This window comes from Bacteroidia bacterium (assembly GCA_026932145.1).
Lineage (GTDB): Bacteria > Bacteroidota > Bacteroidia > J057 > JAIXKT01 > JAIXKT01.
Map to the genome: position 1 here is coordinate 83,429 of JAIXKT010000054.1, position 16,862 is coordinate 100,290.

The following is a 16,862-nucleotide window of genomic DNA, read 5'->3' on the forward strand; positions in this document are numbered from 1 at the left end:
TAGGTTATAAAAATTATGTTGAAAAAAAGTAATAACTTGATTCTGTTGTTTTACGTTACGTTTTTTGTATTAACCAAGTATTATTCAGCAGAATATTGGTGTTTTTTTACTAAATTTTCTGTACGTCTTTTGAGCAAAGACGCAGTTTCTAATATTGCTGTTTGTCTATTTTGTTTTTCCAGATTTGGAAAGCACTGAGGGCAGATTTTCTACCTTGATTTAAAAATGGGATTTTTCGATACTGGTGCTGAACTTTGAGCTCTTCATAGATAAAGTTATCATCAAAGCCAACGTCAGCAGCATCTTCACGTGTGCAGCCAAAAAATACTTTTAGCGGCCGTGCCCAATAGATAGAGCCGAGACACATTGGGCACGGCTCACAGGAAGAATAGATGATACAATCTGTTAACTGATAGACTCCCAGACTTTTACAGGCATTTCGAATCGCAACTACTTCGGCGTGAGCTGTTGGATCATTGAGCAAAATAACCTGATTATTTCCTTCTCCTACAATTACATTATTTTGCACAACAACTGCTCCAAAAGGCCCTCCTTCATTACGGTTCATCCCCGCTATCCCCAATTGGATAGCTCTATCCATAAATTCTTGTTGGTACATAGATATATTTTTTGTGTATTCTATAAAAACTGTAACATATTGGTTATTACCTAATTAGATTAAGTTAATCATAAATACTAAGATATTAAACCTAAAAGTTACGAAATGCAATATACGCAAAAAATAAAGCCTTCTGAAAAAAACTTAATCTTCATGCTGTAGATTAGCTTCCCATTGATGAATGATTTTTTGAACTACCGATTCCGGATTGAGCCAAAAAGATCTGGCGGAAATAAATAACAATTTCCATTTACGGTACTGAAAAACAGCAGGTTGAAATAGTATTCTGTCGTAAGAATTTTTTCTACTAAAGAGAAAAGAGCCGTCCACCCATATCCCTAAAACATAATGATTTGGAAATTTGGGGTGCATTAATGCTAAATCTACTTGTTGGGTTGCTACGCCAACCTGCTGTGCTACCGGAACGTTTTTTGCCAGCAAAGACTTTATTAAGAAGGTGATAATTGGGTCTATTAAATTATTCCTAATACTATGATTATCACGATTTTGAGAATAGTTTAAGGATAGACTAATTTGTTGGGCATAGCCCAAAAACTTTCCCAGTAATTGGACTCCGGGCATATTTCCGGCATAGCTTGCAAAATGACTTTCAGATAGAGAAGTTACCAAAATGAGTTTTTTTCGCGCTCTGGTAATGGCAACATTCAGCCGTTTTTCACCGCCGGCTCTACTAAGGCTTCCAAATAAAAAACGCAACTTCTTGTTTTTATCCGGTGCATATCCCGTTGAAAGTATGATTATATCCCGCTCGTCTCCCTGAACGTTTTCTATATTTTTGATAAATAATTTTTCTTCTGAAATTCCTTGGTTAAGCAGATGAAATATCCGTTCCCGCGCCACAGCATCCCCAATTTTTGTAAGATGATTCTCTAACTCATTCAGAATAAGCTCTTGCTGCATAAAATTGAACGTAATTATTCCTATTGAATCATTAGGATACTGGGTTAAAGCTGATTGTAGCTGGTTGAGCACCTCTACGGCTTCTAACTTATTTTGTAGATTTTCCCAAGAACCTTCAATCTTAATATAGGAAATTACCGGTTCATAGGCTTTTTCCGGCTTAGCCAAGGGAATGGTTTCTAACAGACCGTCATAAAAATGCTGGTTAGAAAACATAATTAGCTCTGGAAATAGTGAACGATAATGCCCGCGTAAAGGCACTGTTTCTAAGCTACTATGCGCAAATTGCAATAACGATTCTGATGTAATTACGTTATCATCAGTAAGTTCTGAGTCTTCATCAAAGGTTTCTATTTTGGTTTGATACAAATCATAAGGTGGTAGCTGCTGCTCGTCTCCGGCAACGAGTACCTGTTTTCCACGTAAAAATGTGGGAATAGCTCGCTCTACCAAACATTGCGAAGCTTCGTCAAATATCACTAAATCAAATAGATGCGGTTTCATCTCAAAAATGGCTGAAACCGTTTCCGGAGAAGCCAACACACAGGGAGCTAAATATTGAATTTCTGACTCCCAAAAATGCTGAAACAGCTTCCGTATCGGCCAGATTTTTGACTTCTTCGTAATTTGATGATTTAAGTCCCTGAACGTTAGTAAGTTATTCCGCTGATTGTATTTTAGTTGAGTTAAAATTCTTTGCTTTAAATGGTGCCGAAGCAGTTCTAAGGCAAAAAAACGTAGATTATTATCTTCTTGAAAAACTTCATGGGAAAGATTTTCCCAAATAGTGGTACTGGCTTCTCGCAAAAAGGGTTTCTTAATTTCTGCATCTTGAACCCAAATAAATACTAAGGTTTGCTCTATTTGTTTCAAGTATTTTTCCGTTGGTAAGCACTCAGGGTTTTGTATAAACCACTGAATAAAAGCCTGTTCCGGTTTATTTAAACGAGCATACCAGCTATCTGCAAGTTGTAAAGTTTCGCTATGCTGCCCCAGAAATACTAACGCTTCTTTAAGTTCTGTGCTTGAATAAAGAGGTTTTTGAGAAATATTAGCTAAAAAAGGCTCTAAAAGGGACTGGATTTTTTGATTTATGTGGGATGAATCTAAGGCAGATTTTGCCTGCTTAAATGTATTTTCCCACCAATTTGAATCCGGTTGGGCAAATAATTGGGTCTCGTGTTCCCAGCTAAGTAACCATAGCCAAAATATCTTATAGTTCTTGAAATCAGAGAGTTGTTTTTCCCAAAGATGTTTTTTAGGTATTTCAGGCCAGTCTTGAAGTAGTGGATTTCGTTTTAAAACAGCTAATTTAGGGGCACATTCTCGAACGATAAGTGCTTCTTGCCGGAGTTCTGCTAATTGATGCTGACCCAGATTAAATCGTTGTAAAAATTGGTTTACAAAACCGGTAGAAGTATGCCAAGAGCTTTTAAGAATCTTGAATATAGAATCCTGCAGGTCATCCAAAACATCCAAGTGATTCAAAAATTCAATAATCTTAGGAACGTTTTCAAGCGGCAGTAAAACTACTTGATTGAGTTTGTTTTGAATAGCTTCAAGGGTAGGAATATTTTCAAATGCTTGATTAACAATATCTAAATTATCAGAACGAATATAAGTTGTAAGTTTATTGCGAAACGCAGGGTCTATAAATTCAGCGTATTTCAAAAAAGATTGTGCTTGCGTTTGGGTGAGTTTTGTTATTTCGGGGGAAATTACAGGCAAACTTTCCCGTGCGCAAGCCAAATCAACACTTTCCTGAATATTATGTGTAATATCCGTAATTAGTTGATTATGAATATTTTTTCTATTTTTCCAGAAGCTATTTTGGGTTAAAATTTCCCAAAATTCAGATAATCTACTGATTGTTTGATATACATTTTGCCATTCTGCCCAAGTACTTGTTTGTAGTGTTTTAGGTAGTGGAATGGGGTTTTCCGGTTTTGGATGTGTGCAATATAGGTCGAACAAGCGTAAGCCGCATGGCTGAACCTTCAATAATTCTGAGTAAATATTTTCATGGAAATCAAAGCGATTTTGCTGTTTCTGGCAGCTTATCAAGAAGTTGGATTCCCAATTAACTTGTTCGAGGGTTTTTACTTCGGTTTCATATTGTCGAATTTGGGCGATTTGGAAAGTCAACTGTTTATAGACGGCTGATCTATCATTTTGATAATCGTGGATACACAAAGCAAACGGTGCAATTCCGATTTCTTGTAGGCGGCGCAGCACAACGTCTAATGCAGAGCGTTTTTGGGATACTACTAATACTGTTTTCCCAAAAGCTAAAAATTCCGTTAAGGCATTGACAATCATCTGTGATTTTCCGCTTCCCGGAGGGCCGTTTACAGCAACGGATACCCCTTGCCGCAGTCTTTGCAAGACTTCTTCTTGGCTTGAATCCTGCGGTAAAATGCCCGGCCATACCGCTAATATAGGTTCTAATGATGAAGCTATGTTAGAAAAATCCGGTATTTTTCCGGCATAAGTGCTGGAAAGAGTGGTATAGTCTTGCACGATGGCGGCATCAGCCTGCGGAAAAATCCCCAAAACAACCTCAGGAATAGCCGTTAATACACCAAGAGGTAAGGTAGCAGCATATTCCTGTGTCCAATCACTAAATCGCTGTATTTTATCTGTAAATAGCTGAGAATCAATCTTTATGGAAATATTATATTGGTTAATGATTTCATAAAGTTGTAAAATTACGGCTTGTAAATGGTCGCTTTCTGAAAAATCTATTTCCCAAAAATCATCTGGAAATAGATGCTGATTGATTTTTTCATAAGCGCGAAAAAAAATCGGGTTTAGATGAATCTCTTCTGTGTTGTTACGTTCTAAAATCCAGCGGCTTCGTGTATCCGAAGATTTGACCAAACGAGCTGGCAAAAATAATAACGGGCTGCGAACAATGGTGTTATCTAATAGTTTCCCAAAAACAAAAGGAAATCCTAATTTTAAGTCATAGGTGCCGGATTCTTCGTAAATAGTGTGTAGCGTTCGATGAATCCGGTTTAGGCGAATATCTCCGGCAATAATATCATGAAGTTGCGGATCAACTTGCTTTATAAGTACAACTGATTGGTTTTTAATTAGTTTATCAATCATTCCAAAACAAGTTTGGTTGTTTAGGAGGCTGATTGATTCTAAGTCGAAATCACGAAGTGGGGAAAGCCTAAGCAGCTTGAGTGAACGGTTTCTTTGGCTTATATCCGTTAAGCGGAGCTTTAATTGCTGAAAATAATTCTCAATAAGTTGCACTAATGATTACAAAATACCGGTTTGAATTTTTTTATCGAGTTCGGGAGATTGTTGCCCTTTGTTTTTTGCCTCTTTCCACATATCAAGTGCTTCTTGTTTGTTTCCCAATTTATAGAGTACATCTCCCAGATGTTCTGTTACTTCACCGCTTTGGGAGGCGCGGTAGGCTTTTTCTATCCATCGGCGGGCTTCACCATATTTTTCCATCTGAAATAGAACCCAGCCATAGGTATCTTGGTAAGAGGCGTTATCCGGGCTTAGCCGAATTACGCGCTCAATCATTTCTAAGGCTTTGGGTAAACGTTCTTTACGGACGGATAGGTAGTATGCATAGTTATTTAAAGCAAATGTATTGTCCGGGTCTAAGCGTAATATTTTCTCAAATATTTCATCTGATTTAGCATATTGCTGGGCATAGTGGTAAGTATCTCCCAAAATAGAAAGTACTTGAACCAAAAAGGCGGGGTCAGGTGAGCCGATTTTCAGCACTTTTTCTAAGGCAGCAATAGCTGGCGCATAGTTATGTAGTCTAAAATTAGCTATTCCATTGTAATACAAAAATATTTGCAGCGTGGGAAATCGCTCTAAGGCACCTTCACTATCGGTTTTTAAGGCTTCCCATTGGCTATCCTCTAAATCCTGATTGAGTAATTGCTCCCATAGATGAACGTTAAACTCTTCTTGTTCTAAGGCTTTTCGGTAATAATATCTGGCAGAATCCGGTTGGTTGTTTAGGGCGCATAAATCTCCACGCAAGGCTAATGCATAAGGATGTGCAGCATTATCAGCAAAAATCTGAGCAGAAATCTTATCAACTTGCTCTTTTATAGATTTATCTTTCTGGTAATAAGGGAGTAAACTTCCTACAAATTCAACTTTATGCTCAACTTCTACTTGGTTGTTGGAAATGATTTTTTGGACGTAGTACTGAACTTTTGCGGTATTATCTTTTTTTTGGTAGTATTTTGTTAGTTCTAAAATAGCAAACAAGTCATTGGGTTTCATGGGTAGTAGCTGGTCTTCTAACAACTGAATAGCCTCTGATTCTTTGCCCGTTTCTTGCAAAAATTGATAAAACATCATGTAATAACGCGCTTCATACGGAAATGTTTTTATCAATTTTTGATATTCTGCTTCGATTTTTTGTGTTTGGTTAGCGATTTGGTAAATAGCGATACGTTGGGCAAAAAGTTCTTCAAAAAAGCCTACTTGTTTTTCAATGGCATCAAACTGGTCTAATGCTAAGTCATATTTTTCGAGACGTAGATAAAATTCGGCTAATAGAAACCGGATGTTTAGTTGGTCGGGAAAAAGTTGAACAGACTTTTCTAATAATTTGGCACCTTCGCTGTATTTGAATAAAGCCCCGTAAATTTCTGCTGCCGTTTGGTGATACCAATATTGTTTTGGATCAAGGTCTATGGCTTTTTTGGCATAGCCTAATGCTTCCGTTAAGTTTTGCTGCTCTTGATATATTTTTGCTAAATGATAACATGAAACAGCCGATTTTGGGTTTACTTTGAGGGCTTCACGAAATAATTGGGCAGATTCGGGCAATTTTTGCTGTTGATATTTTAGAACGGCATCAAAAAAAAGAGCATTAAACTTACCGGAATTAGAAGCTGAAGATTCTTTAACTGATTGATTTGCCGATTTATTTTTGCGGCTTTTTTGGGCATAAGTAATGCACGAGATACTTATACAGCCTAATAAAATCCAGATATGTAATCGTAGCACTTGGCTTTTTGCCGAACATCCCATATTTATCTACAAACATACGCATTAATCGAAATACTTAGGCTGTTTATTTTTTTCGTTAATTGGTTATTTGGATTTTTGAATACCCGTTACCGCTTGGCGTAACTTCAATATGTGTTGCAATTCGCTCTTTGAGTTCTGTCAGGTGGGAAATTACACCTATTATTTTCCCTTCACTTTGTAAATTTGACAAAGCGTTTAATGCTACATCAAGGTAATCAGAATCTAATGTGCCAAAGCCTTCATCAATAAACAAGGTATTTATGCGCATATTTTTGCTTGCCATATTTGCCAAACCAAGTGCAAGAGAAAGCGACACTATAAATTTTTCGCCGCCGGAAAGATTCTGTGCCGTTCGTTCTTCGTTATTTTGAAATTTATCCATTACAGATAACTCAAAGGGATTGGAAGACTCGCCTATACGTTTCAGGGTATAACGGTCAGACATTTTTTGTAACTGCTTGTTTGATAGGCTGACTAAATGTTCAAAAGTTAGCGTTTGGGCAAAGTTGCGGTACTTTTTGCCGTCTCCGGAGCCGATAAGTTCATTTAGTTTTGCCCATTTGCTACAAACAGCTTGCTGCTGTTCTTGTTCTTTGCGTTTTGCTTCATTAAACGTTACGTTTTCGGCATTAGTTTTTAGTTTTTGCTGATTAGATCCAATCTTTTGTAAAAAATCATCTGCTTTAATTCTATTTTCGTTAAACATGGTTTGGAGTTCTTCTTTTGTTTTATCAGTACTCTTTTGTGCTTGTTTTTCAGCAAGTTCTCTTTCTTTTTCAGCAATAATAGCAATGTACTTTTCAAGTTCTGTATTGGTTTCTAAGGTCTTTTTTTCGGCATTAGTTTTTGCTGATTCTAATTTGTCTATTAAATTTTTTAAGTGATTTTCTTCATCATCAACGGATTTTTCGGCAAAGATTTCTTTACGTTCTGCCGATAAACTTTGTTTATCAGTTTCGATACTTTGTTGCTCTTGTAGCTTATTATTTTGCTGTTTGGTTAATTCTTCAAATTTTGTTGATAGCGATGCTATACTTTCTTTGAGGGTATTGAAGGTTGTGTTTTTAGTTTCAATTTCTGAAATGATTGTAGGGATTTCATCATCTCTTAACTGGGCAATTTGTTTTTCAAGTTGTTCAATTTTTTCAAGTGTGTTGGCTACTTCTTTGTATTTTGCTCGTTCTTCATACCTAATCAATTCCAATTGACTTAGATAGCTTTCGTTTTCTGTAATTTCAGGGATGATTAGCCCGATGGTTACTACTTCATTATAAGTTTGTTGCGCTGATTTTCTGTTATCGTCTAATTTTTCATTTTCTTTAATTATTTGTAGTTGTGCGTTTTCGCAGTCTTTTTGGGCTACTGCCAATAGTTTTTCATCATTAGAAATTTGTTTTAGAAGTTGTTCATTTAATTGTTCTTGCTGTTTTAGTTCGGTTTCTTTATTTCCCAATTCAGGGATATTTTCTGTTGCAAAAGGATGCTCTGTTGAGCCGCAAAGTGGGCATTCTTTGCCGTCTTGAAGCGTTTTTCTGTGCTCATCTAAGCTTTTAATGGTGTTCAATAAGTTAATGTTTTCTCTTAAAAGATTGAGTTCTCGTTTTTGGTTTTCGGCAGTTATTTTATGTGCTTTGATTTTTGTGAAAAGTGCTGCTATCTTGTTTGTATTTTGGGAAATAACTTGCTCATACTGAACAATTACTGCTTTATTCTGTAATGTAGCTTTAAGTGTATCAATGATGGTTTTTACGGTTCTTCCGCAGGTAACGATATTTTCTTTTTGGGTGTGTAGGTCTGTTTTTTCTTTTCCGTTCAAAAGGCTGTTAAACTCATTTTTCAGGTTTTGGAGTGTATCTTGTTTTTGCTTTAAGCTGTTTTTTTTATTTGTTATTTCTGTTTCTAATTGTTTGTGGTTTTCTATTTTTGTATTTAGTTCTGTTTCAGTGTTTTTAGATTCTTTTTTCAATTCAGAAAGGGTGTTTTCAAGAGGTTTTAGCAGTTCTTTTTTAGATAAAATTTTGGTATCCAGCTCCCTGGTTTGTTTGAACACCGGTTCTTGCAGTTTCCATTCTTCTTTTGCCGCAGTTAGTTTATCGCTTGCGTTTTTTAAAATCTCTTGTGTTGTTTTGTTTTTTTCTTCCAATTCCGGCAGTTTTTCTTTTGCTGTATAAATTTGATTTTTTAAATTGGCTAAATCAGTAAGCCATTTTTGAGCTGTGTCAATCTGTTTTAAATTTTCATCAATTTGATTTTTTTCTATTTCAAAGCTGATGATTTCTGTATTAAGGGTTTCGGTTTCTGCTGCTGAAAGCGTTTTTATTGCTTCCAGTTCTATTGAAATCTTATCTAATTTTCCTTTTTCTGTTCTATTTCGTTCAAAAACGCTTTTTGAGATTTCTCCATAGATTTCAGTTCCTGTTATTTGCTCTAAGAGTTCACCTTTGTCGTTTTTATCAGCTTGCAAAAAGGCTGCGAAACTGCCTTGCGCCAGCATAATTACTTTGGTAAATTGCTCAAAGGTAAGTCCCACAATTTCAACAATTTTGGTATCACAGAAACGTATTTGGTCGGCGATGATTTTATCTTCAATATCAGCTATTAGCCGGTTTACGGGTTTTAAATTTCCGTTTCTATTTACTTCTTGTTTCCATGAGGATTTCCATTTTTTGCCATTTACTTCAAAGATAATTTCTGCATAGCAATCTTTTTCGCCTTTTGTCATTACGGCGTTTTCGTTTCCGGTGATTTCTACTCTGGGTGTTTTTCCATAGAGAGCGAGCGAAATAGCATCGAGAATAGAAGTTTTACCGGAACCTGTTTTGCCCGTAATGGCAAAAAGCCCATCGTTTGTAAAAATAGACTGGGTAAAATCAAGTTCATTTTCACCCGATAACGAATTGATATTTTTGAATTTAAGGTTTAAGATTCTCATAAAAGGCTATTTTCTAAACTATCAACAATTTCTTTGTATAATTCTGTAATCTCGTTTTTTTGTTCGTTAGGAATGTTGTTTTTTTCGAGTAGTTTATCAAAAACATTGAAGGCATTGAGTTCTTCAAGTGATTCTGCGGTGTCTTCTGTTGTTAAGCCACTGCTTCGGTATTGGCGATTTTGTAGTTTTAAGATTTCGATTTTAGAATTAGCTATTTGTTCATTAGCCCAAGTAGAAAAATCAGGAAAAATTTCATCACCGTTGTAAATGACTTCAACCCAAACAGATTCATTCATTTCTTTTAGTTCTGTTAAGCGTTTTGTTAGATGATTTTTGTTTCCGGCAATAGATTCTAATTTTTGAAAAACCGGAATTTCTACTGTTTTAATGGTTCTTTCGTTCTTAAAATCAATGATATAAACACATTTTTTTTGTGTTGCTTCTCCAAAACCCATTGGGATTGGTGAGCCACAGTAGCGAATATGTTCTTTGATTTTAGATGGCAGATGATAATGCCCAAGAGCAACATAATCAAAAATGCGGGGAAAAATGTCGCTACCAATTGCTTCTATATTTCCGATGTAGGTTTCCCGAACGCCGTCATCTTCATTTCTTTTGCCCCCAAGTACTGACAAATGGCCCGTTGCAATGATTGGAACGTTTGTTCCTAATAGTTGTCGTTTATTTTCAGCAAGTTTAGCGATTGCTTCATAATGTTTTTGGATTGCTTCATTGATGCGTTTTGAGCGGTCAGCATAATTTTCTCTATCAGTAAAACGGCTAATATCTCTTTCCCGTAAAAAAGGAACCCCGCAAACAATAATTGGCTTTTTTTCTTTGTCTTTGATGATAATAATTTCATTTTCAATATTTTCGTTTGTGCAGCCAATTACGGAGATATTTAATGCTGCCAAAATATCTTTGGGTGCATTGAGAAAGCTGGGTGAGTCATGATTTCCGCCCACGACAACTATATTTCCACAACCTGCAGTTTTTACTTTCAAGAGAAAGTCATAATACATTTTTTGGGAAGTACTGCTGGGGGACGCAGTGTCAAATACATCACCGGCAATCAATAGTAATTCAATAGCATTTTCTTGTATCGTTATTAGCAACCATTCTAAAAAAGCGGCGTGTTCTTCTTGCCGTTCTTTTTTAGAATAAAGAGTTCTACCTAAATGCCAGTCAGAAGTATGCAGTATTTTCATTGTTTTTTAAGTTTAATTGTGTTTTAGAAAGCAGAAGAGATTATCCGGAGATTTTTTGGCAAAAAATGGTTATTCATAATCTGGATGTTTTCAAGAACGAAATTAGAGCCTTTATACTTTCTAAGCTACAAGACTTTTATTTTTGTGCAATATTGGTAGCTATGCAGAAACCTCGTCAAAATTCATTTAAGATACAATATCAGTCTTTAAATGCAGTGCAGCGAAGTGCTGTGGATGTATTAAATGGAACAGTAGTGGTACTTGCCGGGCCGGGAACCGGAAAAACGCAGGTGCTTTCTATGAGAATCGCTAATTTATTGCTACAACCGGATGTCTCTCCCTACAATATTTTGTGTTTGACGTATTCCAATGCCGGAACATCTGCAATGAAAAAACGACTGCTGCAATTAATTGGCCCAGAAGCATACCAAATTACAGTCAGCACATTCCACGCATTTTGCAACCAAATTATCATTGAAAATCCAGCCATTTTTGAAAACAATAAAATCTTACGGCAGATTCAGGAACTTGACAAAATAGAAATTATGGATAATATCCTGTTTCAGTTGCCGTTAAGCCATCCATTTAAAAACAAAAGAGAGGAATATTCAAGCAATACCAGAGGGCGGTTACTCAAATTAGTTAGAATAATAGCTGAAGAAGGCCTGCAAATAGATGACTTACAACAGTGGTTTGAAAATTACCAAGAAGATATTCCCAATATAGAAAAATTTATTTACAAACGAAAGTATCGGGATAAATTACCGGGAGAAATTAACCAAGCCGGCAACAAAGAAATAGAAGATATAGAAAAATGGAAAACAGCAATCACAATCGCTAATCAATATCTGACTGCGGTACAGGAAGCCGGTTTCTATGACTATAACGATATGATTAGCCAAGTCATAAATGCCTTTCAGCAGCATGAAAATCTCTTAGCTCGCTATCAAGAGCGTTATCAATATGTATTAGTTGATGAATATCAAGATACCAATGGCGCACAAAATAAAGTGCTGGAACTTTTAATGGGTTATTGGGAAAACCCAAATCTCTTTGTGGTGGGTGATGACGACCAAGCCATATATCGTTTTCAGGGAGCTAATACCTACAATTTGCTCCAGATTATCGAACGTTTTCCGCCACAAGCCTTTCTTGTTTTGAACCAAAACTACCGCAGCACCCAACCTATCTTAAATGCCGCCGCCGTAACAATCCAAAAACTGACAGAACGCTTGATAAACGTTGAAGCAATTCAGCAAAAATATCAACTGCATAAAGACCTACAAAGTAACGTAACTCCAATATCCGATGAAAAAATTGTATGCTACAAACTTGAATCAGCAGAAATAGAGCTATTCTGGATTATCAGACTTATCCAGCAAAGATTAGAAAAAAACACAGACCCCAGTGAAATAGCGGTATTGGTACGGAAAAACAAACACGCCGAAAGAATATTTAGGCTGCTTGAAAACCAACAGATTCCAGCTTCTTTGTCCAAAACAACCAATTTATTGGAAGAAAAATTTACAGATAATATTTTATTACTCTTAGAATATTTACTCAAATCTTACCACCAAACATTTTTGCCGGGAGAAAATAACACATTGTTCTTTCAGTTATTATTGTGCCCTTGGTGGGAGTTAGATGCCTTTTCTGTTCAGCAGAGTTATACAATCTGGGAGCAAAACGAACGAAATGAAGATAAACGAAGAAAGAATTTTTATGATTTTATTCATACTTTATCGGCGGAAAAAAGCGAGGATTTTCAGATAAAGGAGCAGATAACCAAAGTAGCTCGCTCTATAGATTTTTGGGTCAAGGACTTTCAGGAATATTCTTTTGAGGAATGGCTTGAGCGTGTTTGGTATCAGAGCGGCATTATCGCTTTTTCACTTCGTAGCCCTACGCAACTCACTTATGTAGAGCAATTAAAAACGTTTTTTACACTTTTACAAGAACTATATACTGCCGAACCCAACGCAATGTTGGTGTTGGAAAAAATCCAAAAAATGCGCCAAGAAAAAATTTCTGTACCAGTAACGACCCTCTTGGGAGGCTCACGCGGTGTCAGAATCTCTACATTACACAGTGCCAAAGGGGAAGAATATAGCCACGTGATTATGGCAAATTGCTCCGAAAAATACTGGAAACCATATACCGGAGCTGAACCATTCCTGCCACCGGTAGATTACCTGAAAAATAACCCGACAAATAAACAAACACTGAATAACCCAAAAGCAAACCAGCAAACTAAAAATGACGAACGAAGGCTCTTTTATGTAGGAATTACCCGAGCAAAATATTCCCTTACCTTTACATACACTACTGAAAACCAAGATACTCAACTATCTTTTCTATCAGAACTAATTGATGTTGAACAGTGTATAGAAAAATCCATAGAAACTGAAACAGTCCAAAAACTAATCCAAGAGCACCTACCGAATTATTACAACGCTCCGCTCCTAAAAAATTTTGAAACACTATCCGCTCAATACTTCGCAAAAAGAATAGAAGAATTTCAACTATCTGTAACGCACTTAAATACCTTTTTTGAATGCCCCAGAAAGTTTTATTTAGCATACATCATCAAATTACCGACTTCCTTTACGCCGGATTCTGCCTTTGGAACGGCAATTCACGAAGCATTGCGCAGCCTCATGGAAAACTATAAAAGCCACAAACTTCTCCCCACAGAAGATGAATTTATCCAAAAATTCAAAGAAAATATCACAACCTATCGTTATCTTTTTTCTGACCCCAAGTTCAAAACCTATCAAGAGCGCGGAGAAATTATCCTCAAAAACTATTATAACCAGATGCTGCCAACTTGGCATAACCTAAAAAACTGGTGGACAGAGCAAAGTTTAAACGCAAAACTACCCATCAAGGAAAACTTTATAGAACTAAACGGAAAATTAGACTTGATATTGCAAACTATTGAAAACCAATGGATTTGTGTAGATTATAAAACCGGAAAAGCAGATAAAACTGCATTCAAAAAACGAACCCAAGAACCACAACAAGATATTGATTATCAACTTCTTTCTATCTCAGACATCGCCCAAGAACAAACAAATAAATTTGGAGGTAACTACTGGCGACAAATGGTTTTCTATCAAATCTTAACCTCACAGCATATTATTTTTAATACAAATAACGTTTTTCAATTCCATCTCCTTGAATCCCAAGATGTTGAAGAAGTTATCCAACCAATAGAAATTTCTACAACAAGTACCGATATTGTTACAAAGCAAATTTATTTCTTTTACAAAAGTTTATTAAAATTTGAATTTCCCCAAAAAACAAGTGATTTTCAAGACAAAGAACCTTGTTCGTACTGCAACTTCAAAAATATTTGCTGGAAATAAAAAATGGGTGCAGAAAAATCTGCACCCATAACCCAAAAAGTAAATTCACCATAAGTATGTGAACAAAGGTTTCTACGGTATTTTAATGGATAAGGTTACAAAATCTGACAACATAAATTGTTTTTTTTGAGTATTCCAGACGGTTTGAGTAAAAATATGCGATACAAAGCTAAAAAGTAGATAAATCCACTATTTTTCAATATTAATAATGTAGAATATCGCCAAATTTAGATTATCCAAAAATCCAATAAACAATAACCCCCAGAAAAGGAAATCCTAAGATTACCAAAAACCAAATTGTCTTATAGGACAATGTGTGGTTAGAGCGAACTAACTGAACCATTATCAGAAGAACGAACGCCACCCACGCTATCGTAAAATGGCTCTCTAATGGGTTCAGCAGGTACTGCAATATATCAATAAAAAAGACTTTCATAATCTATATTTAAGTATAACTAAACCCTTATACGTCAGAAGAAGTAATAAGGTTCCAAAATAATACTGAAAAATAGTTTAGAAAACTATATTTTAATGATTAATCCTAAAAAAATAAGCGTTATTTTATCGGAAATTTGTTTGTATTTTTTGTAAAGCATTTTCACAAGAGGTATCCGGTTCGTAGCATACTTCTCCTTGGCAAGTGTAAATCAATGTTTTGTCTAAAACAAACTTATCTCGCAATAAGGGATAAAATGATTTTTGGTAACTTCCTGAAAACAAAATATTAGGAATAAATTTTTTCCATAGAAATTGCATTTTAGTTAGGGCATCTTTTCCCACAATACTTACCTGAAAATCCGGATAAGCCTGCTTTAGCAATAAAATTGCCCAATGTGAGTAGATAGATGGATAGGTTTCTATTTTGGGCGCAATTTGCAGCAGCATTTTTTTTGCCCGTTCTTTCCATTCCGGTTTGTCTAAAAATATCCCCAAATCCCAAAGATTATGAGCCATTTGTGCATTAGAGGACGGAATCACCGTATCATGAATTTCTTGCTTACGAACAATTAACGGAGGCATTAGTGTAGAGCTAAACCAATAAAAACCGGTAGTTTCATCCCTAAAATGGGCATCCACATAAAGCAACCAATTGTTTGCCTGCTCTAAGTAATAACCCTCAAACGTTACTTGATACAAATCTATAAAAGCACGGATTAAAAAGGCATAATCATCTAAAAAGCCTGTAATATTGTCGGATTCTGCAATAGGGCAGCGAAAAACCTGAAAGTCTTCGCAGGAACTTTCAACAATCGTATCTGCTAAGGCCATCGCCTCAAACAAATATTCCTCTTTTTGAAAACTTTTATATGATTCTACTAAAGAACTGATAAATAGAGCGTTCCAAGATGTTATGATTTTGTCATCAATAGTTGGATGAACTCTTTTTTTTCGATTTTCAAATAGTACATGATTTATTTGGGAGCGCTTAGTTTTCCATTCTTGTTCGCTAATGGCCAGTTTTTTTGCCATTTCAGAATCTGAATAACGTGGTGCCAAAATATTATTTCCGTGTTCCCAATTTCCGGCTTCGGTACAGCCGTAAAAATCACAGGCAATAGCTGCTAAACCTCCCAAAACTACCTGAATATCAGCATATTTCCAGACGTAAAATAACCCTTCTATATGTTCGCTGTCAGCGTCAATCGAAGATGCATAACCTTTTCTTTGTTTTAATTCTCGTTGAATAAACCGAATAGTGTTTTCAGCAACTTCCTGATAAACAGGTTTTTGAAAATATCTATAAGCCTCTGCATACAAGGAAATTAGCTGGGTATTGTCATAGAGCATTTTCTCAAAATGGGGAATAAACCATTTATTGTCGGTAGAGTATCTGGCAAAGCCACTGCCAATCTGGTCATAAATACCGCCGGAAGCCATAGCATCTAAGGTTGTTTCTACAATGCTAAGTGCCGCTGAATCCTGAGAAAGTACTCCAAACCGCAATAAATACAGCCAATTATGTGGAAGCGGAAACTTAGGCGTGTGCAAACTTCCGCCAAATTCAAAATCTAAGTAGCTTTTCCAACTTTGAAAAATGAGTTTTACAAAATTTATATCTGTTGAAATATGCTTTAAGGAAGTTAAAACTTTTTTTTCATTTTGCTGAATTACTTGCGTAATTTCTTCAGCATAAGCAAAAGCTCGCTCTGGGTCTGCCGTAACCAAGTTTAATATATCTAACAAAATTTTAATCCATTGATTTTTAGGAAAATAAGTTCCTCCATAAATGGGTTTCCCGTTGGGTAAACAAATACAATTTAGAGGCCATCCGCCGCTTCCATGCAGTGCCTGCACAGCATCCATATATACTGCATCAACATCCGGTCGTTCCTCTCTATCTACCTTAATACAAATAAAATGTTCATTCATGATTTCTGCAACTTCCGGATCATTGAAACATTCTCTTTCCATTACATGGCACCAATGGCAGGCAGCATAGCCAATGCTAACGATAACCAATTTTTGCTCCTTAGCTGCACGAGCCAGCGAATCTTCCCCCCAAGATAACCAATGAATGGGATTGTAAGCATGCTGCTTTAAGTAAATACTCCTCGAATGAATCAATGAATTTGGTAAAAGATTAGACATAAAAATAGAACACCTCGACCTAAAAAAACTGCTAAGTTAAGAAACTAACCCGAATATAGCTGCGTTTTCAGGCGGGACTATACACTGAATAGCATAAATCACCTATATTTTATCAGCCGAACTATCAATTTTGGCTGATAAAACGTAAAAAATCTTGAATAATTAGACATTTTTTTTAAAAGTTCTTGACAAGTACGTTT

8 protein-coding genes are annotated in these 16,862 nt (G+C 36.0%); 1 reads left to right on the top strand and 7 read right to left on the bottom strand.

Annotated features, from left to right (window positions below; all coding sequences use genetic code 11):
• Positions 1 to 148: 148 nt before the first annotated feature.
• The 5 genes from LC115_12180 to LC115_12200 form a co-directional block, all read right to left on the bottom strand.
• Positions 149 to 619 carry a nucleoside deaminase gene (locus LC115_12180; GenBank protein ID MCZ2357422.1) on the bottom strand — a complete coding sequence of 157 codons (471 nt, stop codon included), beginning with the start codon at positions 617 to 619 and terminating at the stop codon, positions 149 to 151.
• Positions 620 to 763: 144 nt separating this feature from the next.
• Entirely contained in the window at positions 764 to 4,804 is a 4,041-nt protein-coding gene (locus LC115_12185; GenBank protein MCZ2357423.1) for a DUF4011 domain-containing protein, read from the bottom strand.
• 6 nt (positions 4,805 to 4,810) lie between these two features.
• A complete protein-coding gene (locus LC115_12190) occupies positions 4,811 to 6,541 on the bottom strand; it encodes a tetratricopeptide repeat protein (GenBank protein ID MCZ2357424.1) in 1,731 nt (576 codons plus the stop codon).
• Between the two features lie 79 nt (positions 6,542 to 6,620).
• On the bottom strand, positions 6,621 to 9,497 hold the full coding sequence (locus LC115_12195) for an AAA family ATPase (GenBank protein MCZ2357425.1): 2,877 nt from the start codon (positions 9,495 to 9,497) through the stop codon (positions 6,621 to 6,623).
• A complete protein-coding gene (locus tag LC115_12200) occupies positions 9,494 to 10,705 on the bottom strand; it encodes an exonuclease SbcCD subunit D C-terminal domain-containing protein (protein ID MCZ2357426.1) in 1,212 nt (403 codons plus the stop codon). The genes LC115_12195 and LC115_12200 overlap by 4 nt, the downstream gene beginning before the upstream one ends.
• 161 nt (positions 10,706 to 10,866) lie before the next feature.
• Between LC115_12200 and LC115_12205 the strand changes: the two genes are divergently transcribed.
• A complete protein-coding gene (locus LC115_12205; protein ID MCZ2357427.1) occupies positions 10,867 to 14,073 on the top strand; it encodes an ATP-dependent helicase in 3,207 nt (1,068 codons plus the stop codon).
• Positions 14,074 to 14,305: 232 nt separating this feature from the next.
• On the opposite strand, the gene LC115_12210 is transcribed toward LC115_12205, so the two are convergent.
• Positions 14,306 to 14,509 carry a PLDc N-terminal domain-containing protein gene (locus LC115_12210; GenBank protein MCZ2357428.1) on the bottom strand — a complete coding sequence of 68 codons (204 nt, stop codon included), beginning with the start codon at positions 14,507 to 14,509 and terminating at the stop codon, positions 14,306 to 14,308.
• A 125-nt stretch (positions 14,510 to 14,634) separates the two neighbouring features.
• Positions 14,635 to 16,662, bottom strand: coding sequence for a thioredoxin domain-containing protein (locus LC115_12215; protein ID MCZ2357429.1), 2,028 nt, complete (start codon positions 16,660 to 16,662; stop codon positions 14,635 to 14,637).
• Positions 16,663 to 16,862 lie beyond the last annotated feature (200 nt).